The sequence below is a fragment of the Paenibacillus sp. MT86 genome, from assembly GCF_058792535.1.
In genome coordinates this window covers 6,957,461-6,983,166 of sequence record NZ_CM179499.1, presented here as the reverse complement: position 1 = coordinate 6,983,166, position 25,706 = coordinate 6,957,461, and the positions used below count along the sequence as shown (strand labels likewise).

Here is a 25,706-nt window from a genome sequence, read left to right as displayed (position 1 = left end):
ACAGGGGGAATTTGAATGAGTTTATGCGTTTCGCTCTACTTAAACGGAGAGATACATGCGTATGCTGACTCGCGTGTCTCGGCTTATATGGACGGCAAAAGCTACCACGTACATGATGAATTTGAGAAGATGCGTCAAATTGGCGATAAGGTCGTATTTACGTCCGGAGACCTTAGTCTATGCGAGTCGTTGTATGAAGATATAGATGAGCTCAGCACAATTGAGGACATTGCAGACGCAGCTCGTATACTATATGCCGAATTCAAAACCGTCAATCCGCATTATGACAACGGTGAGTTCGGCGTTGAGTTTGGCGTGTACATCCACGTAATCGAGGGCGGCACTCCGGTCTACTATCAATTGCGTTATAACGACGATTTCAAGCCGGATAGGCAAGAACCAGGCAACCAAGATCTATTCGCGGTGGCAGGGCGATCAGATGAGGCACTTGAGCATATTTCGAGTTATATGAATCGAAGCATACCGGTCGATAAGGGGATACATCGGACGTATGAGCGTCTGGCTAACGAAACGATCGGCGGTAACCTTGTTCGCTTCACAATAAAACCTGACGGTATTGAGAGAAATGTCCGTCCTATTCGCGAAAGTAAGCCGTTGCGGAAATGGCAAGTAATGAGCGCCGGCCTACATGCGGATATGCAAGGTAACGTGGTAGCGCGGAAGATCACGTTAACAGGAACGGTCGAGAACTCGTCTATTAACACATCAACGATCACGGCCGGCACGATCAACGGCGGAACTATAAACGGTGCGCAGATTATAGGCGGAAGCATCACGTCGAATACCGACATAAACATTAATCGCGACATCCGCGTGGGTAATAACATTTATCTCGGACTATCCGGCCAGACGAATGACCGTCGCATTGAATTCGTAGACAGCGGTGCCTATCGGTCATACATCGGATTTACCGACGCAACCAAGCAGCTAGAAGTATACTCCGCGAATGACCTTCGGCTTAGTAGCGGCCTTGACGTTACTATCTCAGGCATGAGCGCGACGCTTCCGTACCAGTCATATCTCGGATCGTACGCAAGCTCAAACAAAATCGTTGTGCAGTCGGATATCTCGAATAAAGCTGATCGGTCAGAGTTAGCGAGTAAGGCAGACCGTAGCTCGGCCGGATATAATCTCGCATTCGATACCAGTACGCGGAATCTTAAGATGTTCAGCGCGACCGGTGACCTGCTCGCAACCGTCAATATTCCTAAGTAATCACGAAAGGGCTCGCGATATAACCGCGGGCTCTAACTTATTTTAACGAGGAGGAAACGAATGAAATACGAAACGAACGACCAAATTCGTACAAGTATCGACGATTTAACGGAACGACTACGCCAGGCACGCATTGAACAGGGATTGCCACCGGAAGCTAAGCCGTGGCCGGAGACCGTAGAGATGCCGCTCTCATTGGCGTTAGTCGACCGTCTACAGCCGTTTAGAGCAATCGCAATTAAGTATGCTGCGATTCTTGCGGCCGGCCAAGTCACTCGGATTGATACGGACAAGCTTTCTGAGTATGAGGAAATGGTCCGATTACTTAGGCGTTCGGTTGGGTTTTGGTGCGGCATGCACGCGTTAGGTGCGGGGAGTGCGTTTGCCACAATGAAGCGCCTTAACACAATGATTGACGAGGGTAAGGCCGGCGAGATTAATATCAGCGACGAGATGCGCAAGCTTCATATATTTATCGGATGGATGACGAAGGACAGCGGCCTCGACCATGATCTATTTGACCAGCACGGTAAATACGATATGGACGCGCGCAAAGAAGCTAAACGCCTGCTATCCGATCCTACCGCATTCCAAGCGGATATTGACGCAGCATTGGCGCTTATTAATATGAAGGAGGACGATTTATATGAGTAGACAACGGAAGGTATTAGAGGCGCAACTAACTCCGCAACAACGACGAGCGGCACAGCTTATCGTTAATAACGAATGGGCCGAGTTGCTAAATGAAGACGGAAAGAAGAAGACAGCACAAGAGCTTGCCGATGAGATTGGGATAGCGAGATCAACCTACTTCGAATGGAAGGCGCAGGAAATGTTCGCAGCTTACGTTAATTACTTGACTGAGCGCCAACTAGACGCAATGCGCTCGGAAGTGTACGTCCAGCTCATGCGTGCGATCCGCGGTGGAGCGAACGGTATACCTAGCGTAAAGGCGCTCGACTTATACATGCGCAGATACGGATTGTTGACGGACAGGACTGTCGTTGAGGATACGCGCGAAACGATCGAGACGAAGCGTAAGACAGACGATGAAATCCGCAGGGAGATCGCCGAGCTTGACGATATGGTGAGCGGTAGACAGGCGACTATTCCGGACTAAACCTGCGTTTCACCTACAACGCGCTCCCGGCGTAAGGGTACGCTGAAAAACGGGGGTCACCGATAGTTGGCGCCTGAATATCCGCTGCATACTTCGGTGAATATTACGGTGAATAAACCGATGAATAACGTATGCATCCGCAATACAATAACGACACATGCCCGCGAGTCCTTGATACATAAGGGTTTGCGGGCTTTTTTATTTGTCTAAACACACCTATATGATTAACAATCAGCTAGGTACTAGAGTGAATAACGGTGAATGCTTTAGCGCTTTAAAGTGCGGTCCCCCCAAGGCACCCCGTCATTATCGCCCCAGCAACCACACCTAAATTCCGCGAAATAATTTTTAATCCGAGGGTCAAGAGTCCGATTATTAAAAACGGTAGAATTAACGGTTACGACTTGTCTGCGGAAAGAATACACTATATAATAGTAGAAACTAATCCGATAAGCGTAGATGTGACCGAATCAATCCGTTATGTGACCGTAAGCTGAACGTTGATACGACGCCAGTTATAACGGAAATGATAACGAAAATGTGACTCGAAATCAGCTAGGCGTCGCAAGGCGTGCGTGGGTTCGAATCCCACCCTTTCCGCCACCAATCGTTCTAAGTTCCGCTGTTATGGATGCAGACGATATTGTTACATAAACCGAGGCGTTAAGCTGTACGGACGCCTTTGAATAAAACACCCTCATGCAGGACAGATGACCTGCCGAGGGTGTTTTTCGTTGTCGAGAAGCGGATATAAAAAGAAGGGCCCTAATGGGCCCTTCCTTCTGGGTAGGCGGTGCTTGTGAATTGGAATCATTTTATCAGCACTTCTGCGAACCTTGTCAACAGCTTCACTTGTCCTAAAGGTCAAGCACTCGGCTCATTTCCTCAGCTTGCAATTCGTGCGACGATCAGAAACCTTCTGCGTTGTTCAGTTGCAACGTTCAACGGAACCACACCTCTCTCATGCACCGCCTGATTATAATGTGCGCATAAAGGACTGTTTGTATACATGCTAATTTCATCGAATGGCAATTTAGAGTAAATGGTGAGCCTTCATTGCTTGAACGACAGCCATATAGGCTAAGCTCGATCGTGGGGCATCCAATAGGACGGACGCCGAACAATACCATGCGTCTGGAACACTCCAGGCTGTTACTTAGGCTGCACCCGACGCTTGTTTAACCATACGCGATCATCATTTTGAGTTTCAGGAAAGGTGTCGCCCTTGCTCATTTTAATTTGACGCGGGTTCTCGATGCCCATAATATGGTCTCTAACGCCAACTTCCATATAAATGCCGTTGTTTGGCGCTTTGTCGCCTGCACGAAATTCGGTCTGTTCTCCCATTATGGAATTCCTCCTCATTATGATGGATGGACTGCATGTATTATCATGCGCCAACAGACCTTAAATCATTGCAGGGAAAGAGAGAAAGGCGCGGTAATAAAGGGAAGAGGGCATGTTTGGTTTCGAAAAGAAACTTGCATCCGATCATCCGTTCTGATATAGTATTATGGTGCGAGTTAGACTCGCTCCTTGCTCTCAACATCGATTGAGGGCCGAAGTCCATAAGGAGGTGAAACATATGCGCAAATATGAAGTGATGTACATTATTCGTCCTGACATTGAACAAGAAGCTGTTCAAGCTGCAGTCGATAAATTCCAAGGCATCATCTCCAACGGCGGAGAAATTACAAAGCATGACGTAATGGGTAAACGCCGTCTTGCGTATGAGATCAAGAAATTCCGTGATGGCGTCTACGTTCTGGTAAACTTCAACGCAACACCTGAAGTTGTAGCTGAGCTTGAGCGTCTCATGAAGATTTCTGACGAAGTCATTCGTTATCTCATCACGAACGACGTTGCTTAATACGGACCAAACTTTGTAATTGATTTCGTTCTAAGGAGGGGATTGGATTGTTGAACCGTGTCATTTTGATTGGCCGACTGACTAAGGATCCCGAGCTGCGATATACTCCTTCAGGTGTTGCTGTAACGCAATTTACACTTGCTGTTGATCGTCCGTTTACCGGACAAGGCGGGGAGCGCGAAGCGGATTTCATTCCGGTCGTGACCTGGAGACAGCTTGCGGAGACTTGTGCAAACTATCTGCGCAAAGGCCGTCTGACGGCTGTAGAAGGGCGCATTCAAGTGCGGAATTACGAGAATAACGAAGGTAAGCGTGTATACGTCACCGAAGTCATTGCCGATAATGTTCGCTTCTTGGAGTCAAACCGTGAAACAAGCGGTGGCGGAGGAAATCGTGAGGAATCATCGTTTAACGGAGGAAGCAACGGCAATAGCGGTGGCGGAAACCGTGGGAACAATAACTACTCGCGAAACAACAATCAGGATCCTTTTTCCGATGAAGGAAAACCGATCGATATTTCGGATGATGATTTGCCATTTTAGAGAGCGTAACATCTGAGAGCAAGAAAATGCTTTAAGACCTCAGTAAAATCAAGGGGTTTTAAAGCATTTTAACTGTGTAATGGTAATCTTCATTTACGACCAGCATCCACGGTTTATTAAGATCGCACGATGTTGAGTAAAATGTGTAATATGTTATGACAGTCAATGTAGTCTAGTGATGATGACCATCCTTATTTCAAGATGTGGGTACAGCCCCGTAGTGAGAAGTTGGGGATAGCCAGAGAAAGCTTATTACGTTTGACCAATATGCATAATGAAAGGAACGAGAGTATAACAATGGCATTTGCACAAAGAAATGACGAAGAACGTGGCGAAAGAAAGTTTGCTCCACGTAGAGGTGGCAAAGGTAAACGTAGAAAAGTTTGCTACTTTACAGTCAATAAAATTACTCATATTGATTACAAAAATACGGAAGTTCTTAAAAAGTTCATTAGTGAACGGGGGAAGATTCTTCCTCGCCGTGTGACTGGAACAAGCGCAAAATATCAACGTGCTTTAACAGTTGCAATTAAACGTGCTAGGGCGGTAGCGTTGCTTCCGTACACAACGGATAATATCTAGGAAAAAGGTGTGTTGGCCTTATGGCAACACACCTTTTTCTATGGCAGCACAAAAGAGTTCATTGTACCCGCGGCGGAAGAGCATTGCATATGCGAATCGTTCCTTTTGTTTCTTGAGTTTAGTCCGGAACTCAACTATGATAATTGACAATTAGCTCCATAATAATAGATGATGGATGATATATACACTCAAGTTCGGTTAAAGTGGGAAAACATTGGCTGAACATCATATAGTATTGATCTTGGTGGTGATGAATATGGGTAATCTGAAAATTGAAAAAACTCTCAATGAGGCCGGAAAACGAAATGTAGTAGTTGTGGATGAGGACTACAACATTGTCGAGGAAATAACATTGTTTCTTCACTATTTAGAAGAGAAGGGGCACTCTGAGAACACAATCGAAGGTTATAGTAGAGACTTAAAGGAATATTTCACTTGGTTAAACGAAGTGGGGCTTAAATTTTACGAGGTTAGGAAAGCGGATATGTTTTCTTGGCTTGAGTATTTGAAAACGAAAGTCGGAAAGACGGACAAAGAGAAATCTGCAAAGACAAAGAATAAGTATATGGCAACAATAGCCTCATTTTATCGATTTTATGAAGTGATTGGGGGCTTTGTGACGGAGAACCCATTAACTTATAAAGATGATTCAAAAAACAGACATTTCCTAGTTCAGAAAGTTAGTCGTAAAGATATGGGTTTTAATTTCTTCCGAGTTAAAGAGAAAAAATCAGTTAAGGGTAAGCGTTTGACTCGGGAACAGGTTGAAAAGCTCTATCAAGGACTTGAGATGTTACAGTCAGATGAGAGCTTAAATGCCCGAAATCAGTTATTGTTCAGATTTCTTTATGAAACGGGTTGCCGGATTAGTGAGGCATTAGGTCTTCGTATAGGTGATTATGAGATTCAAACAAAAGTTGGGGTTATAAAGGTAAAAGAGCATGATCCACTATACCATAAAGACCACAACATCAAATCACTAGAAAGGGAAATACCCGTCAGCAGAGATATTGTCTTTGCCATAGAGGATTATATCTTGTATCATCGCCCTGATGATGGAAAACATCTTACGATATTTGTGAATCATGAAACCAGCCCTGGCCAATATATGATCCGCGATACGATAACAAAGCTCTTCAATAAGCTATCTGAACAAGTGGGTATAAAATGCACTCCTCACATGCTTAGGCACACCCATGGAACCGAACTCACCGAATCGGGATTTGATATGCGTTATGTCCAAGATAGGTTAGGTCATAATGATGTTAAGTCTACGAGTAAGTATCAACATTTGTCGCTTGAAGCGAAAACAACGGCATATGAAAGCTTCATGCGTCAGAGAAGGAGCGCGGAGTTGAATTGAGTAGAGCGTATATTTCAACAGTTGATACAAAAACTGATAGATGGGAGGTTCCGTATCAATCGAGTTATGGTGATAAATTATCTTTTGAATTTTCATATTTGCCAAATAAATGGTTCAAGAAAATACATAAGCAAATAACAATTGAATGCATGAGTCTAGGGAAGCCGAGCGTCGAAACACTGTATCGATATAATTATTCATTGAAACGGTTCTTTGAATTCCTGAAAGAATACAACTTGAAAATTATGGATTATGCCGATTTATCGCACCAAATTACTCAAATGTATATTTATTATTTACAACAGATTCATTTAGCAAACTCTACAAGATCGGTTGCTATGTCTGCACTAAAATGGGTAGTAGAACATGGGCAGTTTTTTGAGTATGATGGTTTTCCGGAGGGACAGGTTTTTGATGGAGATGAGTACCAAGCACTGAAGCAAGATGATGTTTTAAGGACAAGGTATATACCCGATAATGTAATGGAACAGATTGAAATAGCTTTAAAAAAGGAGAATAACATCCTCTTGAAGTCTATTGTGGAGATCGGCATCGATTCGGGAATAAGGCTTTCAGAGGTTTTGGACCTAACCGAGGGTTGTATAACTGAAGATTTTACAGGAAAACCCGTATTGTATGTTTTCTCTCCGAAAAATAAGGCTGACAGATATATCCCCGTATCAAATCGAGTCAAACGGGCAGTTCAACTACTTGAACAATACTCAGAAGTGGCCAGGAAAGAACTTGCAACAAACTACATTTGTCTTTACTGGCAAAAACGGAATATACGGTACGCCAGACTGCTCCAAAAAATATTTCGAGATAAACTTTATCGGTTTGTCAAAAAGCATGATATCAGAGATAACAATGGCGAATTATACCCATTAACCTTTCACGCATTTAGGCATACGCTAGGAACGGACATGCTAAATAAGGGCATGAGCATGTTTGAAATTCAAGAATATCTAGGTCACGAATCATTTGCACTCCACAAGCTTATATGCAAAAGTCCAAAATCCAAAAGTTGAAAGCGAATATAAAAAGCTTGGATTTATTGGCATGATAGTCAAGGAAATCAATGAGAAGGAACTTGGTCAAGGAAAGAATCTCGACACGGAAACGCTATTGTCTGCTTCATTGCCTGATGGGGCTTGTCAGAAGCCGATAAATAATGAGGGCAAGATATGCTCTAAATTTAATATGTGCGTGATCTGTCCTAAGTTTATCACGACTCCCGAACACTTACCAATTCATAAAGACCATTTGGATCGTCTCAGAGCCAACAGAGAGGCATATATGGCTCAGGAGTATATCGGGACGACACATCATCTTGAGACTGTTGAATACGCCTTAGAAACGATTATAGGGCGTTTGGAGGCGATGCAGAGTGGTTGAAAGTATAAAGCTTCAATTGTTTGATTACAACCCCCTAATACCCCAATCAGATTTCCGTTGCGGTAATAGTAAATTCTCAGACAATGTATGGGATTTTAACGGATTTATTAATGTAGAGCATTTGTCTGGCAAGAGGCTTATGATTGATTTTGAATTTGTTGTTGATAAGCCCAAAATGCTAGAAGTAATAAAATGGTTTATGCATCATGAGTTAACCACGGGCAAGTTTTCAACTGCCAAACGAAATTTAGACGGTGTTGTTCGATTTTCTAAATTTATAAAAGAATATGCGCCGGAAGTGGAGTCGTTTTCAGAAATTGATCAGATTTTATTGGAGATGTATTTTACGTATTTGCCTGAAGCGAAAAGCGAGACAAGCGGTCAGTTAATAAGTTCTGTTTCAATCAAGAAAAGTGCATTGGCGTTAAAAGAAATCTTATTAAAGGGAAATATTAAAGGCTGGGATGTTCCAAAAGATGTTCGATTTGTTCAGGGTATGTACAATGAGCTCATTATTAATAACAAAGCGTTAAAGAAGGATGCCAAGCAAGCAGAGCAAGTAAACATTGATAAAATTTCGGACGAACAGTTGATCGATCAGATATTGCGTAAAGCAGTAAGTGATTTAGATATGGACGAAAATATACTTGTTGCAGCTAGCGTAGTAGTTGGATTGCAGCTTGGACTTCGCATTAGCGAAATCATTACGATGTATAATGCCTCCATTGAGCCAATTGGCGGAGAAACTAAATTAGTATACAACACCGGTAAACTGCAAGCCGAACCTACGAGGGTGTATAAACCAGCGAATGCCCTTGTCGTACAAGCCATTACGAAAGTTGAAAAATACACGGATCCGTTAAGAAAAGAATCGGGCTTACCGTATTTATTTCTTAATCGAATACGTAATGTCAAAGGATATCCCGTGGGTATAGTTTCCCATGCAAATTGGTCAAAGAATTTTCTAAGACCCTGGCTTCAAAAACACAATCTCCGATATAAAAATGGAGATATTGCTGATTTTTCATCTCATACATTCCGCCACGCTTGCGCTACGTATGCTTTAAAAGGCGGGGCCTCTCTGGAAACCATACGGGAATTGTTAAATCACAAGTCCATTAGAGGTACACAGCACTATACACACCTGCTTCAAGAGGATGTAAGGAACAAGTTCGCGAAAGTATTCAATGAAGGCGCAGTTCTTGTTGGTAAGCAGGCTCTTCAAATAAAAGAAAAACTTAAAGTAATTAACCCATTCAAAGGAAAGACCATCGAACAAGTTGATAAATTGCGTAAAGCGCATAAGATTCAAATTTTGTCACATGGACTTTGTCTTCACCATCCAATGCGAAATGAACCTTGTGAAGGCGACGGGATATGTTTAGGATGCCGCAATTTTTTGACTACTCCGGACTTTCTTGAAGTTCATAAAGGCCGGTTGAAAAAAATTCGTGGCGAATTGGCATCTGCACCTGCTGGAGGTCCTTATGAGAACAAGTTAAAGACAATTGAAAAATACCTCGTAGGAATTATTGATGAGTTGGAAACCCAGGTGAATTATTCCGGAATTGATAATCATTCAGATTACAATATCACACCAAGCGAATGGGAGGGAATGGCATGAGTGACCCTTCTAAAGAAAATAAACTCGTTACACTGGAGCGTATCGAACAAGCAATAACAAACCTCCGAAAAGGAAAGAAAAAACTGTCCATATCAGCGATTGCTAAAAAAGCTGGCATTGAGCGAAAGACGATCTATAATCGTCCTGATCTTAAGGAACGCTGTGATCAAGCCATTTTGCTGCAGATGGAAATTGAAAAAGGGGCAGAAGAAATTGCAGCTACTGCAATCGAAACGTCAACCAGACCAAGCGGCAAAAGATTGCTTGAGAATCGGTATGAAAAAGTTAAGCAGGCGCTTCAGAATGAGAAGGAAAAGAACGAGAAACTTCTGGAAATATGCAGAAAACATGTCATAGAGAAAGCACAACTAAAATCTCGCATCGAATATTTAGAAAATAAAATTCAAGAACTAAGGGATAGGCAATTGAAACCATTCAAATAAAGGCTTGTGCTTGACCGCCACCATGTGACGAGCCGCACGCTGGGAGTCGCGCGCGGCTAATAGAAATAAACATAAATAAAGGTTTCGTATACATGCCATATAAGCAGCAACCCTTACCCGTATAGGAACGCAACACCTTACAATCCGGCGAGCTTTTGCAGCCGTTGGGCAATCTGCATAAAATCCTCATTCGAGATGCCAGGGGCAAATTCTTCCGGCACTTCTTCAAGATCGGGCACTTCCCCTCCTTGGGGAACTCCTCTGACGACTTCCAATCGCTCTCCGTCGGAAGGGTGGGATCCTTTCCAGATTTGAGCGATATCTTCATAGTCTGAATCGCTAAACGTATATAACTTTCGATGAATTCCCTGTTCTTCGTATTTGCGGGTCGCATCAAATGCCCGATTCTCAAGATTGGGAATAGGGAGCATTTTTTTTAAGTCGACTCCGGTCATGATTTCGAGCGCCTTCGCGTAAGCAAGCACATGAACTCCCCCGCGGACCAGCAAGTAACCCGTCATTTCGCGGGCGACAGGATGATCTGTCATCTCGTACACGCGCATCTTATGGGTGCGGGCGCCGCATTCGAGAAAAAAGTTATGCAGCAGATCAAGTACCAGATTGCCACTGTTAAAGACATAATCACCGTTCCATGCTTTGCCCATCGAATCGCCGGGCAACGAGGTTTGAGCTGATGCAATAAAATGGTAGGTATTGCGTTTGTCAACCCCGTTGCGCAGAGGGGACTCATCCGGATCTGCCGGAAATGTGGAACCGGACAGGCATAAATTAATGGAGTTCATCACCAATTCCACATGGCCAACCTCCTCCGCCGTAATGCTGGCCACAAGTTCATAAAAAGGCTTCAGCTTTTTTTTGCTGCGAAAATTCGAAGATTGGACCAAATAATTATTCAACGTAGACATCTCCCCGAAACGGCCGCCTAATAGTTCCTGCACGGCCGCGGCGGCGTTAGCGTCCGGATGTTTGGGAACAGGCAATGCAATGGGCAATCGATTGATGCGCTTGAACATGGCGGACATCATCCCCTTACCAAATTGATGGTTCTTATTATCTTTATGACAGGGGACGTTTGTCTCATGCCGCGCCGGAGCGCTAAGAGAGCATAACCCAAATCATTTGCTGCGTACGCAGAAAAAATGAGGAATTGTCTGTTAGCAGCAGGACATGATCTGGTTTCACGTCGGTTATCGTCCCCCGAACAGGGCCCCGAAACGTTTCAATAACCACCGGCTTTCCTTGAAGCGAGCGCAAGGTGTGATAAAAATACGGGTCAACCAAGGTTACTGTGGATAATGCGGGATTTGCCGTTTCCCTGTACATTCCATTCGGATAAGCATACACGATGAAATCTCCTCCTCATTCTCGTTACCATTTAGCCTATGCCGAAGTAAGGAAGGTTGTGTTTCCGCCTGCGTATAGACAAACAACCCGATAAAAATGACCGGAAACCGGGCGGATGCCGTTGTCTCTTCTATGCGCCTGCCATAGACTAATGCTGTAAGATCAACTTTACCTAACCCAAGGAGGAATGTTTTCAAATGCAGTTTACTAAACAGGCAATGCCCATGTTTACGCATGACCACGCCGCTTATGTCAGGCAAATGTACGACTGGCACATGAAAATGGCTCAATATCACGAACAATTGCGTGCCTTTCATCTGGAAAGAGCAAAACAATTTCAAAAGCTGGCCGAAGAAAGAGCGAAAACGTCAGAAATATCCAGCGATACCAGCGCCGCTTAAAGGCGAACCGACATGGAGCGATGTGATGAATTGGCAGCATTCCGAATCAAAATCTGGGACCGTTATGTAACCCTTCGTTCCCAATATGGAACCCGGATGCCCTTGTCTTTCGATCAGTTCTGGTACGACTTTCTGGCCAGACACATGATATCCGACAGCGGAGTCGAGCAAGTGTATGAGGACTTCTGCAACAACTGGGAGAAGCAGTGTTCGCAAAATGTTCACGATTCAAGCCACCGGTAGTAAAATCGGTGGTTTTTTCACGAACCGACTCATAATCTCAAGACTGCCAACAACCCGGAACTGCGAAGCATGTTTTTTGTTATATCGGGAAAAATAATACATGGACTGAACGCGAAAGGCAGGGAGACGATGCGTTGGATCGGTTGGTTTAAAAAGCAAGACAAAAGCGATACGCCAAAAGAAGCCGATACCCAACCTCCTGCAGGTAACTTGTCTCCGCAGCACGTGCAGCAATTGTTTCACGATATTCACGATGCACAAGTGCATGAGTTGGATGCGGGAGGGCGGAAAGTCAAGCTGTTCTACATCCGTTCCTTTGTGGATCAAAATCAGGTCGAAAGCGACATCGTGCTTCCCCTTTTGCACGCCCCGGACGAACAAGCAGGACAAAAGGTGATTTCCGAAGATCGGGTGGACGTAACGACGCTGCAGCAAACCGAAGAGCTCATCTTGCAAGGAGGAATCCTTGTTTTTGATGAAATCGGGAACGTTTGTGCAATCAAAAAGCAGAATCAGTTGGGCCGCGCCATCGATTCTTCCGAGCAGGAATCGATTGTGTACGGCCCTAAAGACAGCCTAACCGAGCAGTTGGACAAAAGCTTGAGCTTAATTTGTTTCAATCCCCAGAAGACTATGTACATCGCTGGTTGGTAAGCACCTTCCTGCGGGGACTTCGTTTTGTCGCGTTTGTAATTGCTTTGTTTTTGACCCCGGCTTACGTAGCGGTGACGGTTCATCATTATCAGGTGGTTCCTTTGGAGATGCTATTTCTTCTGATGTAATCACGGAGTGAAATTCCATATCCACCGTTCTGGGAGGCGCTGCTCATGCTGCTGACTCTGGAAATATTAAAGGAAGCCAGTTTGCGCATGCCCACCAAATCCAGCCAAACACTCGGCATCGTAGGCGGTATTGTCATCGGTCAAGCAGCCGTGGAGGCGGGAATCGCAAGCAACGTGATGGTGATTGTAATCGCCATTTCCGCCATGCCTCCTTTCTCGTTCCCAATTATTTAATGACAAATGCGAGCAAGCTTCTTCAATTTTCACTGTTGATTCTGGCGGCATGGCTTGGCATGTGGGGTATCGGTCTTGGTTTGATCTGGTTCTGCATCCACCTGCATGGACTGACTTCGCTCGGGCAGCCGTACTTGCAACCACTTAGCCCGTTTTTTGCTAGCGACTGGAAAGATACAGTGCTTCGTTTGCCGCTATCCAAAATGCGTACAAGGCCAGCTTATTTGAAGACGTTGCAACGGATGCGCGTAACCGGGAGGAAACCGTGATGTCCCCCCCTGTGCGTCCGGTCAGTTTGTATTCGATTTCAGCGCCTTTCGGATTTTTGTCCCTCGCTTTCTGGGCAAACCGGATGCAGATGGCTGCATTCCAGAAGGAAACCGAGTTTATTACGAATCATGATATGGAAGTACACAGCCTGGCTCAATCCATCGAATAAGATCTTGTCGATATGGAAACGGGCCAGCGTGGTTTTGTGATAATCGGAGAAGCGCAATATTTGGATCCTTATAATAACGGGAATTAAAACTGGCAGACGTACTATGACGCTCTGTTCGGACTTGTCGCCGATAACCCGGACTAGCAGGAAAAACTGAAATTCAAGTCGCCGGAGAGAAAGTGATTGCTTTGCTCGCTTCGCGCGTTAGTTGGAAAATTCAAAGTATAATTTTCGAAGACAACTTATCCTGCGAAATAGGACCAAAGCCCGGCTGTTGTCCAATATGGACAGATCCGGTCTTTGATATTTGTATGCGGGGGCTGGAGTAGATTGGATCAAAGTGGAACTTTCACGATGCGGATTGCTGCTTGGCGGAATAGGATAATTCGTTTCTGGACAACTTAAATGCTGTTTGCATAAATTTGGAAAGGTGGATACCTGCATGTCACCAACATCCAGTACAAGCGTTGAAAACCGGACTACCTCTGCCCCAAGACAACCGAATCGATGCAAAAATTGCATCTGGGGCAACTGGGATGGACTGAAACAATTTTGTTCAAAACCTGTCTGCATTAAGAATCAACCGCTATAATTGAAAAACGCCAACAAATGTCAAGGAGAGGGATGAGTTTCCATTTAGCCATTGCTTTGTGGACAGTATTGTGTTTCCGCTGAAAGGTAACGTCCAACTTCTGGCGGGATTGCCTGTTCAGAAGTTGCTGAATATAATGACCGTATTCACAGGAATCGAAAAGGATGCGTCCTCATTATGTTGGCCTGCAGGAACGGGATACTCGAAGCCATAGCGAGATTGAAAGAGTCCGCCATCGCTTGGGGCAATCGATACGAAGAGCGAGCGGCTTTCTGCAAGGCTTGGCGACCGCTTCAGGATTTTCGAAACGGTTCCTGCCGTGCTGCACCAAGAAGTCGACAAGACGTTGGACAGACATCTCAGCAAGCTCTTCGATCGATTCGAACTCCTGGCTATTTTGAATCGGATTTCGGGATAAGAGGGCTACGGGACAGTTTCTACTATCCGGGTTTACGATGATTATCGTGTCATCATGGCCGAACCAGCTTGGGATTGCCATGGGACTCTGGCATTATCACAGGGAAGTCCTACCGTTCATGTCGGCCAATTTTCCAAGGAATTTTTCACTTCTTCCCGCCACAGTGATGTTCTTAAACCAGTACAAGCCGGAACCCGCTGATAAAGGCTCTCCTATTTGGGGGTTTTTCCGCTTTTGTGGCCGAGCCGATCTCACAAATGGCTGATTTATATCATTCCATTCACTGGAAGCAATATCTATTCATTTCCGATCTATGTCGGGCTATATCTGCTGGCTTCGAGCATCGCCAAGCGGGGCGTTGATTGCACAGATTCATCCTCGGTAGATAAATAAAGGCCAAAACCATAAGTTTACCGATTCCAAAAATCATGCCCAGATTCATGAGCTGCATATTTACCATGTCATTGTTAAAGACTCAAGTTTGTTAATTGATGATCTACCGGACCACTATCGTTTCTCGTCATAACGGCTGACAACGAGTTCCTTTTGGAATAAGCAATTTTTTTAAGCATAGAATTTAATGATTCTATTCTCTACCAGGACATGGGTGAAATATGAAGAAAAAAACAAATATGATAATACAAATCGCCGCGACATATACGGGAACCGTGGTGGGAGCCGGATTTGCCTCAGGACAGTCGATTATGCAGTTTTTCACGGTATACGGAGCCTATGGGGTATTAGGCATTTTATGCAGCACCTTTCTTTTTGTATGGATCGGCACTAAAATGATGATTCTAGCTCACCAGATCAAAGCATTTTCATATCAGGAGTTTAATGTTTATCTGTTTGGCAAGAGTTTCGGCAAAGTCGCAAATGCCTTGACTTTTATTATTCTATTTGGGGTAACGGCCGTGATGCTTTCAGGTACCGGTACCATTTTCGAAGAACAACTCCGTCTACCCTATCAACTGGGTATTATCATCAGCATCATTTTGTGTTATCTGGTGATGACGAAGGAAATCAGCGGAATTATGTTCGTAAACTCGTTAGTCGTTCCCATGATGCTTTTTTTCACTATTCTCCTTGTCGTAAAGGTTGTCAGAATAGACAATATTTTTGATATAGTCGGTTGGCAGAACCAACAACTGTACAATTTGAAGTGGTTCGTGAGTCCGTTTGTGTATGCAGGATTGAATTTTGCTTTTATTTTAGCCGTTATGGTTCCTCTAGGGAGTGAGGTGGATGACGAAAGCGCATTAAAATGGGGAGGGTTTTGGGGAGGCATTGGTCTTGGTTTTATGCTTCTTGTCAGCCATTTTGCAATGAGCTCAAAGATGCCCGAGATTCTTCAATACGATATTCCGATGGCCGAGATTATTCGAGATTTCGGGCAGTTTTTTCATGTATTGTTTTTGCTCGTAATCTATGGAGAAATATTCACCACATTGATAGGCAATGTCTTCGGAATTTCTCGTCAAATCCAAAGTCTATATCATCTTCCTAAAAGTTGGTTAGTTCTCGGCATATTACTTGCTAGTTTTTTGATTAGTCAAGCCGGTTTCACCTCCTTACTTACTTATCTTTATCCGCTGTTTGGATATATGGGTGTGATACTTCTCGTTTTTTTAGCGGTTCAACGGCTGCCCAGGGACTAGAAGGTTAGCTGTCTAAACAAAAGAATAGTGGCGAAAAGAGATCAAACCCTACTCAACTTGTAGGGTTTGATCTCTTTTCTAATCTGTTCACCGATGAAAACAGACAAGCCATGTCCTCAATATTCATGGTTTGTCTGTTTTTCTTAAAACCCCTTATATTGAGGCTCTTCATTTTCCAACTGTTGTACGCGGCTTTCTACTTGCTGCACGATTTGTTGGGTTTGTTGGGCCGCATTCGTAAAGAGCGATTTTGCTTCTTGATTTTGTGTTTCCAAAGCAAATTGTTCCAGACTCGCCTGAGCACTTTTTAAAGATGCTACGCACGTTTTCACTTGAGAAGCAACTGTCACGGAATGTCACCTCCTTTACCTTAGGATAGGATAATGTTTCAGGGGTAATAGGAATAGATGCTTACATTCTCCCAATACCGAAATTAATATTTCCGTCTCGCAACAAAAGCATACGTTAGAAAAATTTTCAAATGGAAATGCATGAAAATAATGGAATAGGGACATATTAACTTTTGTCGATTAATGTGATTGGAAAGGAATGGTGATATTATGCCGGATTGGGTAGAAATCGCTTTGCGAACGTTATTGTCTATGGGGGTTCTTTTTGTCCTAACGAAGATATTGGGTAAACGACAGGTATCACAGCTTTCATTGTTTGAGTATATCACCGGAATCACGATCGGCAGCCTTGCAGCTTACGTTTCGTTGGATCTGGAGTCCAATTGGTATCTGGGCTTGGTTTCGATGACGGTTTGGACCGTTGTTTCTTTAGGGATTGAATTTTTACAGCTGAAAAGCAAAACGGCAAGAGACCTATTCGACGGCAAAGCAACAGTGCTCATTAAGGACGGCAAGATCATGGAGGATAACCTAAAAAAAGAAAGGATTACCACGGATGAACTTATGGAACAGCTTCGAATAAAGAATGTGTTCAAAGCTGCCGATGTTGAATTCGCCATCATGGAGTCAAGCGGTGACGTTAGCGTTCTTTTAACCAAGGAAAATCAACCGTTAACGCCTAAACACCTGGGAATAAATGTCGGGCCAGAACAAGAACCTCAATCGGTCATTATAGATGGAAAAATAATGGACGAACCGCTTGCCACGATAGGTCTAAACAGGAAATGGCTGGATACGGAACTGGAGAAATTAGGTGTTTCGATTGATAACGTATTTCTTGGACAGGTGGATTCCTATGGCCAGCTATACGTTGATTTATTTGATGATCAGATCAAAGTACCGAAACCCCAGAAAAAAGCCGCGTTGCTTGCAACATTGAAAAAGTGTGAAGCGGATCTCGAAATGTTTGGCTTATCTACCAAAGAACAAAATACAAAGCAGATGTACGAGCAATGTTCAAAAGCGTTAGAAAAGATTATTGATGAAGTTAAACCATTGCTGATTCGTTAACAATTCGCTAATTATACGTCAGCTGAAAATCGAGGAGGATGTTCATGGCAAATAATATAAAGAAAAATTTAACGCGGGTACAACAGGAATATAAAGAATTGGCGCAAAGCGTCGAACCTCCGAGGCCCATACTCAAAAACTTCATTCGTGCGTTTATAGCTGGCGGGGCCATTTGTTTGGTTGGACAAGCCATCCAGGAAATGTTTGTGCATTGGGGCGGCTTTGATGAGAAAAAAGCTGGAGACCCTACCGTGGCGGTTATGATACTCCTTTCTGTCATTCTGACCAGCATGGGGGTGTACGATAAGTTTGCCCAATGGGCTGGTGCGGGTTCCGCAGTGCCTGTGACGGGATTTGCGAATTCGATGGCATCCGCTGCGATTGAACATCAGAGTGAAGGTATGGTGCTCGGTGTTGGCGGTAAAATGTTTAAACTGGCTGGACCGGTTATTGTATTTGGTACAGTCGCCGCCTTTGCGGTAGGAATTGTACATTTGCTGATCAAAGGCGGGGGAGGCTCTTAATATGTTAAAGGGACACCAGAGTTGGCTATTTGAGAACAAGCCGTTCATCCGATCAACAGCAACGGTAGTGGGTCCATTTGAAGGAAGAGGCCCGCTGGCCAAAGATTTTGACATTGTCCATGGAGAATCCATGATGGGACAAAAGAGCTGGGAGAAAGCAGAAAAGGTATTGATTGAAGAAGCGGCAAAACTGGCTATTGAAAATGCGGGGTTGACAAAGGAACAAGTACAGTTTTACATAGGCGGGGATTTGATGAATCAAATCATTAGCAGCAGTTTTGCCGCGCGAACATTATCGATCCCTTACATCGGTGTGTTTGGCGCTTGTTCAACCTCGATGGAAAGTCTGGCATTAGCAGCTAACCTTGTAAATTCCGGTTCGGCGAAATTTGTGTTGGCGGGGACATGCAGCCATGATTCCAGTGCGGAGAAACAGTTCCGATATCCGACCGAGTACGGTTCGCAAAAACCGCCAACCGCCCAATATACGGTAACCGGGGCCGGTGCTGCCATCGTATCCATGGAAGGTGACGGACCGGTTGTTACATCTGCCACCATTGGCCGGGTTATCGATATGGGCATTAAAGATCCGTTTAATATGGGCGCAGCGATGGCTCCTGCAGCGGTAGATACCATTGAGGCGCATGTTCGAGATTTGGGAATTGAACCGGGTTATTACGATTTGATCGTTACCGGCGATCTTGCGAAAGTCGGATATGAAATCGCCTGTAAATTGTTTAAGAAACATAACTTTCCCATCGAACAAACCGAATATTCCGATTGCGGGATGATGATTTACGATTATGAAACCCAAATGGTTCAAGCCGGAGCAAGCGGCTGCGGTTGTTCGGCAGTTGTTACCTATGGACATTTGCTAAATCGGATGCGAAGAGGTGAACTGAAACGAATCCTCGTTGTCGCTACGGGGGCGCTGCTATCCCCGATTTCATTTCAACAAGGGGAAAGCATTCCTTGTATCGCTCATGCCGTATCCATAGAGGCAGGGAGGGAGATATTATGATTTTTCTTTGGGCTTTTTTGGTGGGAGGTGCAATCTGTGTTTTCGGACAATTTTGTTTTGATGTCTTGAAACTTACACCGGCCCACACCATGACCCTGCTTGTTGTATTGGGTGCGATTGTCGACGGAATTGGATGGTATGATCCGCTGATTGAATTTGCCGGGGCAGGAGCATCGGTCCCGATTACAAGCTTTGGTAACGCGCTTGTCCATGGTGCGCTTCAAGAACTAAAGAGCAATGGCTGGATTGGGATCATCACCGGAATTTTCGAAGTGACCAGTGCCGGAATATCCGCAGCGATTATTTTTTCGTTTCTCGCTGCATTGTTCGTAAAACCCAAAGGATAATACGGGGCCCATTGGAAGAGTCAGGAAAATGAAAATGACAAACTAGACCCAGTCAAAAAATCCAGCGCTTAACTCCAGATTTTAACTGGGAATTCCGCAGAAGGACTTATGCAAAGGAGGCGTTATCTCTCCGTCTGCTTCTTGAACTTGTTCACAAGCTTCGGGTTAATCGTAAACACTATGACTTTGCGCGCCTGCAGCGCCGGATTCTCGTGCAGGTACATGGCGAGATGCCAGCTGTAGACCGGGGTAACTTCAATGCGTACGAATATATGTCAGGCAAGGGAGCCAGTCATAGGTTTTCTTGAAGAATTCAATGAACTTGTGCAACGAATATTTCCGAATGCACGTTAAGGGGTCGGTTAGTGCGCTCCCTAACCGACTGGTTTTGATTATGAGAAGTTTACTTGTTCCAATCCTTACGGAATGTCCCATCAATAATTTCAAAGCTTACGAGCAAACCCGGCATAAACCGATTGTTATGGAGCTGTAGTTGTTTTTTTGTTTGTTCATACGTCGACCCAGCTATAAAATATTTCTGACGGTGAACTTTTTGCCATATGGCGAGCCTAACTGCATCATTCCATATACTGTCAGACGCTATTTATTTCGGTTCCTATATTCTCCATCGCTTCTTTGGTTCTCTCCATCAAACTCGGCTCGGTTGGAACTTTTTTACTTGCTTTGCCATCCAATACTATTGGAGATTTATTACTTGCCGTTTTGATTCGGTGTTTAAATTGTGATTTAAGTTCGCTTTTTTCCATATTTTCTCCTTTCCATTTGCCATTTTCAGAATATGTAACTGATATTATTCCGATATTCATATCCTTTATACATCATCGGAGTCAGTAGACGGTCGGCGCTTCGGTTGGTGAACCATCGATCTTACCCTTTTGGTCCAAAGCATATCAAGGAAATGGCCGAACTGTGGAATGTAAGCGAAGAAGATCTTCCGATCGGATCAGAAACTTCTCGTAGGTGATGCCGGACATATCGGCTGGCCTGCCTTTGGACACCCTCTTCCATTCCTCAAAACACTCCTCTGGTATACGGTAAGAAATCAAGATACCAAAATCGGATTTTACGCCTACCGAAGGATCAACTTTGGGACATCATCGGATTCGTGTAAATGTTCAAAAAGACGCCGATTCTCCCTGCTCCATCAACTCAGTAATTTCCTCAATGCCTTGGAGAAGTACAATGAGTTGTGTTGGCTGGTCAATAAAGAACTGATTGGCCGGTTGGTACTGGCATTGGCATACACGAACCAAAACTGGAAGATCCCCATACCTGCAAAGTATTACTCCAAACGGTTATGCAGAGATTTGCGCTTAATACATATAAGACGCTGACCGGATTAGGCCTGCGTCTTATATGTTTAAAAAGTATTGTAAATATTTTCGCATTCTACACCTGTCGGTTCGTAAAAGCAGTGGCTTTTGTATCTTCCGACAAAAGGCTGATTGTACCATGTCGAAGGGCAATTTGCGGGGGGTTTGAAATACCACAAAGCGAATTTAGCAGGCCATGGTCGCTCACCGTTAATTGACTTTCGTGCAAGGCGTCTATCTTTGTCCCTTGCCTTTTGATAAAAGTAACCGTGTATGGTTGCTTCAAACGCATGCGGCTGAAATACCATTTGCGGAATCGTACGAATGCCTTTAAAATCGGAGCAGTTTGCCCGAATCCGATTAATTCCTACAGCCCCGACGAGCAGCATTCCTTGTTCGCCTTCCCCTTCCGCTTCGGCTCGAAGCAATCTTGCCAACAGATCTATATCACTTGCCCTGGCTTTGACAACGGCCATTGTATCACCTCATTTTAGTATTCAATATATTCCCATTGTTCTATTTAGTGCTTGCTTAATATTCATACCGCTATCCGACGCACAATCTCGCAAGTTTCACCTTACGGATTGTTAATTGCCTGAATTAACTACTCTTTTTTTGGATAACTTAAAACCGCCTACATGTAACTGCGCCAGCACATGATAAATAACATCTGAAGGTGAGTTGTGAGTATTCATTTAGCCATTGCGTTATGGACGGTATTCGCGGCGTGGCGGTGGGGTCGGTGGATACAGTTTTCCCAGTGCTATCCAACGATGGTATACCTAGCTTGTTTTCAATTGCTTTACGAATTCTTCTCGCATGAAAAATTTTATTTGTGGCGTTTGGAACCCGATCCAGTATTCAACTATACCAGCGTTGTTATGCTTCACACCTTTTGCATATATCCTTTAACTGCTTTTCTCTACCTCACCCGTTTTCCGGAAGTCGAATGGAAGGCTGCGGTTCACATTGCAAAGTGGGTGCTGATTTATATCGGTGTTGAATGGGTCGGATATCGCCTCGGTTATATTACCTACTCCCGCGGCTGGAATTGCTGGTGGTCGCTTTTTTTTGACGTACACATGTTTCTCATGCTTCGTTTTCATCATACAAAGCCGGTTTGGAGCATCCCGGTGACGGTATTGTCGATCTTCTTTTACTTGATCATGTTCGGTTATCTGTAAAGGAATCCAAGCCCCGTGACGGGCATTTTTACCGTGGACGCATATAATGGCGTAACCGAATAAGAGGAGTGATGAGTCGTGGCCGATGCCTCGCAATCCATATCAAAGGTATTACCCCCCTTTTCCATTTGGGGAGTTTATGCATCCGTCGCCGGCAGGCCGGTTGTATGGGGCAAGCTTGTGATGCGCGTTTTGCCGGACCAACGAGTTCAAGGCACTATCCAATTTCGCGGAACGCCGATTCCGATTGAAGGAAGCTGGAATGAAAGCGCGCAGCAGATCGTGTTTCATTCCCCCTACGCTGCCTATTCCGGTCATTTAACCATCTATGACGATGTCCAGATTCAACTTCGGCATTTGGTCCTCACCGGACGCCTTCGAATGCTCCCCCCCTCTTTACAGGCGGGCGAATATGGAACCTGGGTAGCGACAACTGATATCAACTTGCCGGAGCATAGCGGCTATGTCACATCCCAACCGTCTTCAACTTCGCTGCCGCCGGTCGGCGTATTTGTAACGTCAAATATTCTATATGGAAACTCGCGCAGATGAAGCAGGCACATATCCGTCATCGTCCAAACATCTGGCCTTGGCGGATATAAAATAATCCGTGCAGGATGCTGTATCGCGGGTACATCGTCTTATCAACAGATTGCATAATGGCAGGTCCCCACATAAACGGAAAGGGGTGACATCGGTGGACGAAAACCAGATTCATCATGCGATTGAACAAGCCTATCAATTGATTGTTGAAGCACACCGCAACATGACTGAAATTTGGCGCAATCACGTCCTGTTTACACGCCAATGGTGGTTGGGAGTAGGTTTATCCATATGTCCTTGGCTGATTTGGATCGGAATTCGGGACCAACGAGCAACAGGACAGTTTCTACTATCCGGGTTTACGATAATTATCGTGTCGTCGTGGCTGGATCAGCTTGGGATTGCCATGGGTCTCTGGCATTACCACTGGGAAGTCATCCCGTTCATGCCGGCTAATTTTCCATGGAATTTTTCACTTCTTCCCGTCACAGTGATGTTCTTGAACCAGTACAAGCCGGAAGTAAACCCGCTGATAAAGGCCCTCCTATTTGGGGGTTTTTCCGCTTTTGTGGCCGAGCCGATCTCACAAATGGCAGATTTATATCATCCCATTCACTGGAAGCATATCTATTCATTTCCGATCTATGTCGGGCTGTATTTTATGTCTTCAAGCATTGCCAGAAAAGGCATCGATTGCGGTAAGTCCGGACCTTAAACCGGCAAGAACCAGTCGCCATATGTTACCATTCATACACGTTTGAACGGGTTGACATATTACATACGGATGCTATTGCAGGAGGTGATCGATATGACGGTAGCTTCTCAATTGAAAACAGCTGTAGCTTCGCTGAAAAGCGCGCAGGCCAGCTTTGAACAGTTTGCGTTAAATACACAAAACCAGCAGGCCAAAACCACATTCACAAACGCAGCACAACAGACACAAAACATCATTGACCAGGTCGTTCCGCGGTTGCAACAAATTGAACAAGAAGAACCGCAGTATAAAGGGTTCTAAAAAAAGCCATGCCGGTCTCTCGGCATGGCTGCAACTTTTTTCATCGTTTATATAATTGGAGGCTGATTTTCTTGGCATGGATCGCAGGACTATGGATTGTTAATACAGCATTGTTACTCATTATTGCGGTTCGGGAGGTGCGCCGCCCCGCCAAGGCGCTGACATGGATGACAGTCGGACTGGTATTTCCGATGATCGGTTTCGTTTGTTACCTTTTCGTCACGAATCCGGTGCAAATGCGGCGGGACAAGCTGGTTTCATCGCATCAGAATCCGATCGTTTTGCCTCCGTTGTGCGGCCATTCCGCAGCTGTTATCGCCCGGTCTTTACAGCCCTTATCGGTTAGTAGCCTTCGAACAGGTTCTGTCCAAATCCTCACGAACGGGATGGAAACTTACGGCAGACTCCTGCAATCGATTCAATCCGCACAAAAAACGATTGAGCTTGAATATTACATATATCGGAATGACCATATTGGAAATCGGATCACAGACGCACTGATTGACCGTGCTTTATCCGGTGTGAATATTCGTTTTATAAGGGATGGCTTGGGAAGCCGGTCGTTTCCCAAACATGCAATTCGTCGGATGAAGGAGGCGGGCATTGAATGCAGGACTATTTTCCCTTTGCGATTTCCCTGGATTCTATCCAACTTGACTTACCGCGATCATTGCAAAATCGTCATTATTGACGGAAAGGAGACATTTATGGGAGGAATCAACGTGGGGGATGAGTATACCGGAATGAAGCCGAATACCGGATTCTGGCGCGATACCCATATGCGGATAACCGGCGAATCAGCGAATGATGCGAAGGCGGTTTTTGAAGCCCATTGGAAATTGGCGTCACCGGACATACCCCATACGCCAATAACGGCAAGAAACAACCCTGAATCTGTGCAACGTTCGCATCCCAACAACGAATATCCTTTTCCTTTTGGCAAAACAGAGCGATCTGCATTCGGATGGGAGTGGGGATCGGAGCTTGGAACGACGGAAAGCACGCGTATAGCGAAAGCTTCCTCACCCGAAGATACACCTTCTGTGTATATCCAGATGTTTGAAGGCAATCCCTCGCTGCCTACTCCGGTCATTCGGGAAATGCATTTCATTTGTCTAACCCAGGCGACCCGATCCATCGACATCGTCAATCCTTATTTTATTCCCGACGCGGATATCCTGATGGCCATCAAAACAGCCGCGGCGCGTGGGGTTCGAGTGAGATTACTGGTGCCGCAGCGGGTGATTCCTAAAGTTGCAGGCGCTGCCAGCCGTACGTATTACGGCGAACTGGTGGAGGCGGGGGTCCATGTGTTTCAGTATAACAAAGGGGTATTGCACGCGAAAGTCATGATTATCGATGGCGAGATTGCCGAACTCGGTTCTTCCAACTATGATCTCCGGAGCTATCGTTTAAACTACGAAATCTGCGCAGTGATGTATCACTCCGATGTGGCTCGGGAACTAACGGAACAATTCGAACGGGATCTTGCCGAGGCGACTCCCTATCGTTTGGAAGATCACGTGAATCGACCTTCATCCGAGCGGATGCTTGATCAAGCGGCGCGTTTGTTGTCTCCTTTGTTATAATACACAAGCAATATTGGATTTAGGCATTCGTCTATGGTGCAGGTATCACCCCCGGCATATATATAGTATAGAAAAAGGAGCTGCATCATAGATGATTATAATCAAACCGATTGAAGTGAAAGGGCATCAGGTTATCGGCATTGAGGTCACTCTGCCCAAAACAACACTACTGGCTATCACAACTGAACACGGATATATCATGTGCGGCGCACTGGATATTCGGCTGTTAAATGAAAAATTAAAAGAACGTCGAATTGTCGCAGGACGTGCAGTCGGGGTACGAACGATAGAGCAATTGCTGGACGCCCCTCTTGATATGGTTACCCTAGAGGCGGAATTACATGGAATTCATCCCGGAATGAAAGGGTCAGACGCGCTTGTAAAGATGACAGACGCAGTTAATTACCGTTAGTTTTCAGGC

34 protein-coding genes and 1 pseudogene are annotated in these 25,706 nt (G+C 44.8%); 29 read left to right on the top strand and 6 right to left on the bottom strand.

Annotated features, from left to right (window positions below):
- The first annotated feature begins 15 nt into the window (after positions 1 to 15).
- From AC3RCL_RS31875 to AC3RCL_RS31865, 3 genes are read left to right on the top strand one after another with little or no spacing between them, the layout of a single operon-like run.
- The gene (locus AC3RCL_RS31875) at positions 16 to 1,236 is read left to right on the top strand and encodes a hypothetical protein (protein ID WP_492533990.1); all 1,221 of its coding nucleotides are present in this window, start codon (positions 16 to 18) and stop codon (positions 1,234 to 1,236) included.
- 60 nt (positions 1,237 to 1,296) lie between these two features.
- The gene (locus AC3RCL_RS31870; RefSeq protein WP_492533988.1) at positions 1,297 to 1,890 is read left to right on the top strand and encodes a hypothetical protein; all 594 of its coding nucleotides are present in this window, start codon (positions 1,297 to 1,299) and stop codon (positions 1,888 to 1,890) included.
- Positions 1,883 to 2,356, top strand: a complete 474-nt coding sequence (locus tag AC3RCL_RS31865; RefSeq protein WP_492533986.1) for a phBC6A51 family helix-turn-helix protein — start codon at positions 1,883 to 1,885, stop codon at positions 2,354 to 2,356. Before AC3RCL_RS31870 ends, AC3RCL_RS31865 begins: the two co-directional genes overlap by 8 nt.
- A gap of 1,152 nt (positions 2,357 to 3,508) precedes the next feature.
- On the opposite strand, the gene AC3RCL_RS31860 is transcribed toward AC3RCL_RS31865, so the two are convergent.
- Positions 3,509 to 3,703 carry a YjzC family protein gene (locus AC3RCL_RS31860; RefSeq protein ID WP_015738119.1) on the bottom strand — a complete coding sequence of 65 codons (195 nt, stop codon included), beginning with the start codon at positions 3,701 to 3,703 and terminating at the stop codon, positions 3,509 to 3,511.
- A gap of 238 nt (positions 3,704 to 3,941) precedes the next feature.
- On the opposite strand from AC3RCL_RS31860, the gene rpsF reads away from it, so the two are divergent.
- The 8 genes from rpsF to AC3RCL_RS31820 all read left to right on the top strand — a co-directional run bounded on the left by rpsF (position 3,942) and on the right by AC3RCL_RS31820 (position 10,175).
- Complete coding sequence (gene rpsF / locus AC3RCL_RS31855) at positions 3,942 to 4,226, top strand: 30S ribosomal protein S6 (protein ID WP_009591503.1); 285 nt, start codon at positions 3,942 to 3,944, stop codon at positions 4,224 to 4,226.
- 47 nt (positions 4,227 to 4,273) lie between these two features.
- The gene (ssb, locus tag AC3RCL_RS31850; protein WP_015738118.1) at positions 4,274 to 4,768 is read left to right on the top strand and encodes a single-stranded DNA-binding protein; all 495 of its coding nucleotides are present in this window, start codon (positions 4,274 to 4,276) and stop codon (positions 4,766 to 4,768) included.
- 297 nt (positions 4,769 to 5,065) lie between these two features.
- Positions 5,066 to 5,350: a 30S ribosomal protein S18 gene (gene rpsR / locus AC3RCL_RS31845; RefSeq protein ID WP_023559051.1), complete on the top strand. Its 285-nt coding sequence runs from the start codon at positions 5,066 to 5,068 to the stop codon at positions 5,348 to 5,350.
- Between the two features lie 256 nt (positions 5,351 to 5,606).
- Positions 5,607 to 6,713, top strand: a complete 1,107-nt coding sequence (locus AC3RCL_RS31840; RefSeq protein ID WP_005828374.1) for a tyrosine-type recombinase/integrase — start codon at positions 5,607 to 5,609, stop codon at positions 6,711 to 6,713.
- The gene (locus AC3RCL_RS31835; protein ID WP_492533982.1) at positions 6,710 to 7,741 is read left to right on the top strand and encodes a tyrosine-type recombinase/integrase; all 1,032 of its coding nucleotides are present in this window, start codon (positions 6,710 to 6,712) and stop codon (positions 7,739 to 7,741) included. Before AC3RCL_RS31840 ends, AC3RCL_RS31835 begins: the two co-directional genes overlap by 4 nt.
- A 31-nt stretch (positions 7,742 to 7,772) precedes the next feature.
- The gene (locus AC3RCL_RS31830; RefSeq protein WP_492533980.1) at positions 7,773 to 8,108 is read left to right on the top strand and encodes a hypothetical protein; all 336 of its coding nucleotides are present in this window, start codon (positions 7,773 to 7,775) and stop codon (positions 8,106 to 8,108) included.
- On the top strand, positions 8,101 to 9,732 hold the full coding sequence (locus AC3RCL_RS31825) for a tyrosine-type recombinase/integrase (protein ID WP_005828376.1): 1,632 nt from the start codon (positions 8,101 to 8,103) through the stop codon (positions 9,730 to 9,732). The genes AC3RCL_RS31830 and AC3RCL_RS31825 overlap by 8 nt, the downstream gene beginning before the upstream one ends.
- A complete protein-coding gene (locus AC3RCL_RS31820) occupies positions 9,729 to 10,175 on the top strand; it encodes a DUF6262 family protein (RefSeq protein WP_005828377.1) in 447 nt (148 codons plus the stop codon). Before AC3RCL_RS31825 ends, AC3RCL_RS31820 begins: the two co-directional genes overlap by 4 nt.
- 137 nt (positions 10,176 to 10,312) lie before the next feature.
- On the opposite strand, the gene AC3RCL_RS31815 is transcribed toward AC3RCL_RS31820, so the two are convergent.
- Both AC3RCL_RS31815 and AC3RCL_RS31810 read right to left on the bottom strand, forming a co-directional pair.
- The gene (locus AC3RCL_RS31815; protein WP_005828378.1) at positions 10,313 to 11,209 is read right to left on the bottom strand and encodes a manganese catalase family protein; all 897 of its coding nucleotides are present in this window, start codon (positions 11,207 to 11,209) and stop codon (positions 10,313 to 10,315) included.
- Between the two features lie 82 nt (positions 11,210 to 11,291).
- Positions 11,292 to 11,519 carry a YuzF family protein gene (locus AC3RCL_RS31810; RefSeq protein ID WP_326050536.1) on the bottom strand — a complete coding sequence of 76 codons (228 nt, stop codon included), beginning with the start codon at positions 11,517 to 11,519 and terminating at the stop codon, positions 11,292 to 11,294.
- Between the two features lie 218 nt (positions 11,520 to 11,737).
- Here AC3RCL_RS31810 and AC3RCL_RS31805 point away from each other — a divergent pair, with 218 nt between their 5' ends.
- The 8 genes and pseudogenes from AC3RCL_RS31805 to AC3RCL_RS31770 all read left to right on the top strand — a co-directional run bounded on the left by AC3RCL_RS31805 (position 11,738) and on the right by AC3RCL_RS31770 (position 16,307).
- The gene (locus AC3RCL_RS31805; protein WP_005828380.1) at positions 11,738 to 11,941 is read left to right on the top strand and encodes a hypothetical protein; all 204 of its coding nucleotides are present in this window, start codon (positions 11,738 to 11,740) and stop codon (positions 11,939 to 11,941) included.
- Positions 11,942 to 11,953: 12 nt separating this feature from the next.
- Positions 11,954 to 12,184 (top strand): hypothetical protein, encoded by a 231-nt coding sequence (locus tag AC3RCL_RS31800; RefSeq protein ID WP_492533976.1) that lies wholly within the window; start codon positions 11,954 to 11,956, stop codon positions 12,182 to 12,184.
- Between the two features lie 129 nt (positions 12,185 to 12,313).
- Entirely contained in the window at positions 12,314 to 12,838 is a 525-nt protein-coding gene (locus AC3RCL_RS31795) for a spore germination protein (RefSeq protein WP_035316911.1), read from the top strand.
- Positions 12,796 to 13,469 (top strand): annotated as a pseudogene (locus tag AC3RCL_RS31790) (spore germination protein). The gene AC3RCL_RS31795 and the pseudogene AC3RCL_RS31790 overlap by 43 nt, the downstream one beginning before the upstream one ends.
- Positions 13,469 to 13,639, top strand: coding sequence for a hypothetical protein (locus AC3RCL_RS31785; RefSeq protein ID WP_007779739.1), 171 nt, complete (start codon positions 13,469 to 13,471; stop codon positions 13,637 to 13,639). Before AC3RCL_RS31790 ends, AC3RCL_RS31785 begins: the two are co-directional and overlap by 1 nt.
- Before the next feature lie 12 nt (positions 13,640 to 13,651).
- Positions 13,652 to 13,726 (top strand): CHASE3 domain-containing protein, encoded by a 75-nt coding sequence (locus AC3RCL_RS31780; protein WP_081494688.1) that lies wholly within the window; start codon positions 13,652 to 13,654, stop codon positions 13,724 to 13,726.
- A gap of 960 nt (positions 13,727 to 14,686) precedes the next feature.
- Positions 14,687 to 14,914 carry a CBO0543 family protein gene (locus AC3RCL_RS31775; protein WP_285844152.1) on the top strand — a complete coding sequence of 76 codons (228 nt, stop codon included), beginning with the start codon at positions 14,687 to 14,689 and terminating at the stop codon, positions 14,912 to 14,914.
- A 349-nt stretch (positions 14,915 to 15,263) separates the two neighbouring features.
- Positions 15,264 to 16,307 carry a YkvI family membrane protein gene (locus tag AC3RCL_RS31770; protein WP_028407029.1) on the top strand — a complete coding sequence of 348 codons (1,044 nt, stop codon included), beginning with the start codon at positions 15,264 to 15,266 and terminating at the stop codon, positions 16,305 to 16,307.
- Positions 16,308 to 16,450: 143 nt separating this feature from the next.
- On the opposite strand, the gene AC3RCL_RS31765 is transcribed toward AC3RCL_RS31770, so the two are convergent.
- Positions 16,451 to 16,657 carry a DUF1657 domain-containing protein gene (locus AC3RCL_RS31765; RefSeq protein ID WP_007781230.1) on the bottom strand — a complete coding sequence of 69 codons (207 nt, stop codon included), beginning with the start codon at positions 16,655 to 16,657 and terminating at the stop codon, positions 16,451 to 16,453.
- Between the two features lie 210 nt (positions 16,658 to 16,867).
- On the opposite strand from AC3RCL_RS31765, the gene AC3RCL_RS31760 reads away from it, so the two are divergent.
- Genes AC3RCL_RS31760 through spoVAE form a run of 4 tightly spaced genes read left to right on the top strand, consistent with a single transcriptional unit; the run spans position 16,868 to position 19,620 of the window.
- Positions 16,868 to 17,728 (top strand): DUF421 domain-containing protein, encoded by an 861-nt coding sequence (locus AC3RCL_RS31760; RefSeq protein ID WP_492533973.1) that lies wholly within the window; start codon positions 16,868 to 16,870, stop codon positions 17,726 to 17,728.
- A 44-nt stretch (positions 17,729 to 17,772) separates the two neighbouring features.
- On the top strand, positions 17,773 to 18,252 hold the full coding sequence (gene spoVAC, locus AC3RCL_RS31755) for a stage V sporulation protein AC (RefSeq protein WP_005832062.1): 480 nt from the start codon (positions 17,773 to 17,775) through the stop codon (positions 18,250 to 18,252).
- A 1-nt stretch (position 18,253) separates the two neighbouring features.
- Positions 18,254 to 19,273: a stage V sporulation protein AD gene (gene spoVAD / locus AC3RCL_RS31750; protein WP_127510464.1), complete on the top strand. Its 1,020-nt coding sequence runs from the start codon at positions 18,254 to 18,256 to the stop codon at positions 19,271 to 19,273.
- Complete coding sequence (gene spoVAE / locus AC3RCL_RS31745; protein ID WP_005832063.1) at positions 19,270 to 19,620, top strand: stage V sporulation protein AE; 351 nt, start codon at positions 19,270 to 19,272, stop codon at positions 19,618 to 19,620. Before spoVAD ends, spoVAE begins: the two co-directional genes overlap by 4 nt.
- Positions 19,621 to 20,213: 593 nt before the next feature.
- On the opposite strand, the gene AC3RCL_RS31740 is transcribed toward spoVAE, so the two are convergent.
- A complete protein-coding gene (locus tag AC3RCL_RS31740) occupies positions 20,214 to 20,447 on the bottom strand; it encodes a hypothetical protein (protein ID WP_143767919.1) in 234 nt (77 codons plus the stop codon).
- A gap of 554 nt (positions 20,448 to 21,001) precedes the next feature.
- Positions 21,002 to 21,430, bottom strand: a complete 429-nt coding sequence (locus AC3RCL_RS31735) for a cell wall hydrolase (protein WP_005832064.1) — start codon at positions 21,428 to 21,430, stop codon at positions 21,002 to 21,004.
- A 207-nt stretch (positions 21,431 to 21,637) separates the two neighbouring features.
- On the opposite strand from AC3RCL_RS31735, the gene AC3RCL_RS31730 reads away from it, so the two are divergent.
- The 6 genes from AC3RCL_RS31730 (at position 21,638) to AC3RCL_RS31705 (ending at position 25,697) form a co-directional block, all read left to right on the top strand.
- Entirely contained in the window at positions 21,638 to 22,138 is a 501-nt protein-coding gene (locus tag AC3RCL_RS31730) for a hypothetical protein (protein ID WP_143767920.1), read from the top strand.
- 183 nt (positions 22,139 to 22,321) lie between these two features.
- Complete coding sequence (locus AC3RCL_RS31725; RefSeq protein WP_492536510.1) at positions 22,322 to 22,690, top strand: hypothetical protein; 369 nt, start codon at positions 22,322 to 22,324, stop codon at positions 22,688 to 22,690.
- Between the two features lie 145 nt (positions 22,691 to 22,835).
- Positions 22,836 to 23,396, top strand: coding sequence for a CBO0543 family protein (locus tag AC3RCL_RS31720; RefSeq protein ID WP_005832066.1), 561 nt, complete (start codon positions 22,836 to 22,838; stop codon positions 23,394 to 23,396).
- Positions 23,397 to 23,489: 93 nt separating this feature from the next.
- Positions 23,490 to 23,696, top strand: a complete 207-nt coding sequence (locus AC3RCL_RS31715; protein ID WP_005832067.1) for a DUF1657 domain-containing protein — start codon at positions 23,490 to 23,492, stop codon at positions 23,694 to 23,696.
- A 71-nt stretch (positions 23,697 to 23,767) separates the two neighbouring features.
- On the top strand, positions 23,768 to 25,285 hold the full coding sequence (locus AC3RCL_RS31710) for a phospholipase D-like domain-containing protein (protein WP_028406247.1): 1,518 nt from the start codon (positions 23,768 to 23,770) through the stop codon (positions 25,283 to 25,285).
- 91 nt (positions 25,286 to 25,376) lie between these two features.
- Positions 25,377 to 25,697, top strand: coding sequence for a YunC family protein (locus tag AC3RCL_RS31705; protein WP_005832069.1), 321 nt, complete (start codon positions 25,377 to 25,379; stop codon positions 25,695 to 25,697).
- Positions 25,698 to 25,706 lie beyond the last annotated feature (9 nt).

What these genes read in the sequence shown, in the direction of transcription:
- AC3RCL_RS31760 (WP_492533973.1), top strand. Translation starts at nt 16,868, where the DNA reads ATGCCGGATTGGGTAGAAATCGCTTTGCGAACGTTATTGTCTATGGGG.
- AC3RCL_RS31875 (WP_492533990.1), top strand. Translation starts at nt 16, where the DNA reads ATGAGTTTATGCGTTTCGCTCTACTTAAACGGAGAGATACATGCGTAT.
- AC3RCL_RS31840 (WP_005828374.1), top strand. Translation starts at nt 5,607, where the DNA reads ATGGGTAATCTGAAAATTGAAAAAACTCTCAATGAGGCCGGAAAACGA.
- AC3RCL_RS31705 (WP_005832069.1), top strand. Translation starts at nt 25,377, where the DNA reads ATGATTATAATCAAACCGATTGAAGTGAAAGGGCATCAGGTTATCGGC.
- AC3RCL_RS31820 (WP_005828377.1), top strand. Translation starts at nt 9,729, where the DNA reads ATGAGTGACCCTTCTAAAGAAAATAAACTCGTTACACTGGAGCGTATC.
- AC3RCL_RS31860 (WP_015738119.1), bottom strand. Translation starts at nt 3,703, where the DNA reads ATGGGAGAACAGACCGAATTTCGTGCAGGCGACAAAGCGCCAAACAAC.
- AC3RCL_RS31800 (WP_492533976.1), top strand. Translation starts at nt 11,954, where the DNA reads ATGGAGCGATGTGATGAATTGGCAGCATTCCGAATCAAAATCTGGGAC.
- rpsF (WP_009591503.1), top strand. Translation starts at nt 3,942, where the DNA reads ATGCGCAAATATGAAGTGATGTACATTATTCGTCCTGACATTGAACAA.
- AC3RCL_RS31865 (WP_492533986.1), top strand. Translation starts at nt 1,883, where the DNA reads ATGAGTAGACAACGGAAGGTATTAGAGGCGCAACTAACTCCGCAACAA.
- AC3RCL_RS31830 (WP_492533980.1), top strand. Translation starts at nt 7,773, where the DNA reads ATGATAGTCAAGGAAATCAATGAGAAGGAACTTGGTCAAGGAAAGAAT.
- AC3RCL_RS31725 (WP_492536510.1), top strand. Translation starts at nt 22,322, where the DNA reads ATGCGCGTTTTGCCGGACCAACGAGTTCAAGGCACTATCCAATTTCGC.
- AC3RCL_RS31740 (WP_143767919.1), bottom strand. Translation starts at nt 20,447, where the DNA reads ATGAATATCGGAATAATATCAGTTACATATTCTGAAAATGGCAAATGG.
- AC3RCL_RS31810 (WP_326050536.1), bottom strand. Translation starts at nt 11,519, where the DNA reads ATGTACAGGGAAACGGCAAATCCCGCATTATCCACAGTAACCTTGGTT.
- AC3RCL_RS31795 (WP_035316911.1), top strand. Translation starts at nt 12,314, where the DNA reads ATGCGTTGGATCGGTTGGTTTAAAAAGCAAGACAAAAGCGATACGCCA.
- AC3RCL_RS31715 (WP_005832067.1), top strand. Translation starts at nt 23,490, where the DNA reads ATGACGGTAGCTTCTCAATTGAAAACAGCTGTAGCTTCGCTGAAAAGC.
- rpsR (WP_023559051.1), top strand. Translation starts at nt 5,066, where the DNA reads ATGGCATTTGCACAAAGAAATGACGAAGAACGTGGCGAAAGAAAGTTT.
- AC3RCL_RS31735 (WP_005832064.1), bottom strand. Translation starts at nt 21,430, where the DNA reads ATGGCCGTTGTCAAAGCCAGGGCAAGTGATATAGATCTGTTGGCAAGA.
- AC3RCL_RS31770 (WP_028407029.1), top strand. Translation starts at nt 15,264, where the DNA reads ATGAAGAAAAAAACAAATATGATAATACAAATCGCCGCGACATATACG.
- AC3RCL_RS31785 (WP_007779739.1), top strand. Translation starts at nt 13,469, where the DNA reads ATGTCCCCCCCTGTGCGTCCGGTCAGTTTGTATTCGATTTCAGCGCCT.
- spoVAD (WP_127510464.1), top strand. Translation starts at nt 18,254, where the DNA reads ATGTTAAAGGGACACCAGAGTTGGCTATTTGAGAACAAGCCGTTCATC.
- spoVAC (WP_005832062.1), top strand. Translation starts at nt 17,773, where the DNA reads ATGGCAAATAATATAAAGAAAAATTTAACGCGGGTACAACAGGAATAT.
- AC3RCL_RS31775 (WP_285844152.1), top strand. Translation starts at nt 14,687, where the DNA reads ATGATTATCGTGTCATCATGGCCGAACCAGCTTGGGATTGCCATGGGA.
- spoVAE (WP_005832063.1), top strand. Translation starts at nt 19,270, where the DNA reads ATGATTTTTCTTTGGGCTTTTTTGGTGGGAGGTGCAATCTGTGTTTTC.
- AC3RCL_RS31805 (WP_005828380.1), top strand. Translation starts at nt 11,738, where the DNA reads ATGCAGTTTACTAAACAGGCAATGCCCATGTTTACGCATGACCACGCC.
- AC3RCL_RS31815 (WP_005828378.1), bottom strand. Translation starts at nt 11,209, where the DNA reads ATGTTCAAGCGCATCAATCGATTGCCCATTGCATTGCCTGTTCCCAAA.
- AC3RCL_RS31870 (WP_492533988.1), top strand. Translation starts at nt 1,297, where the DNA reads ATGAAATACGAAACGAACGACCAAATTCGTACAAGTATCGACGATTTA.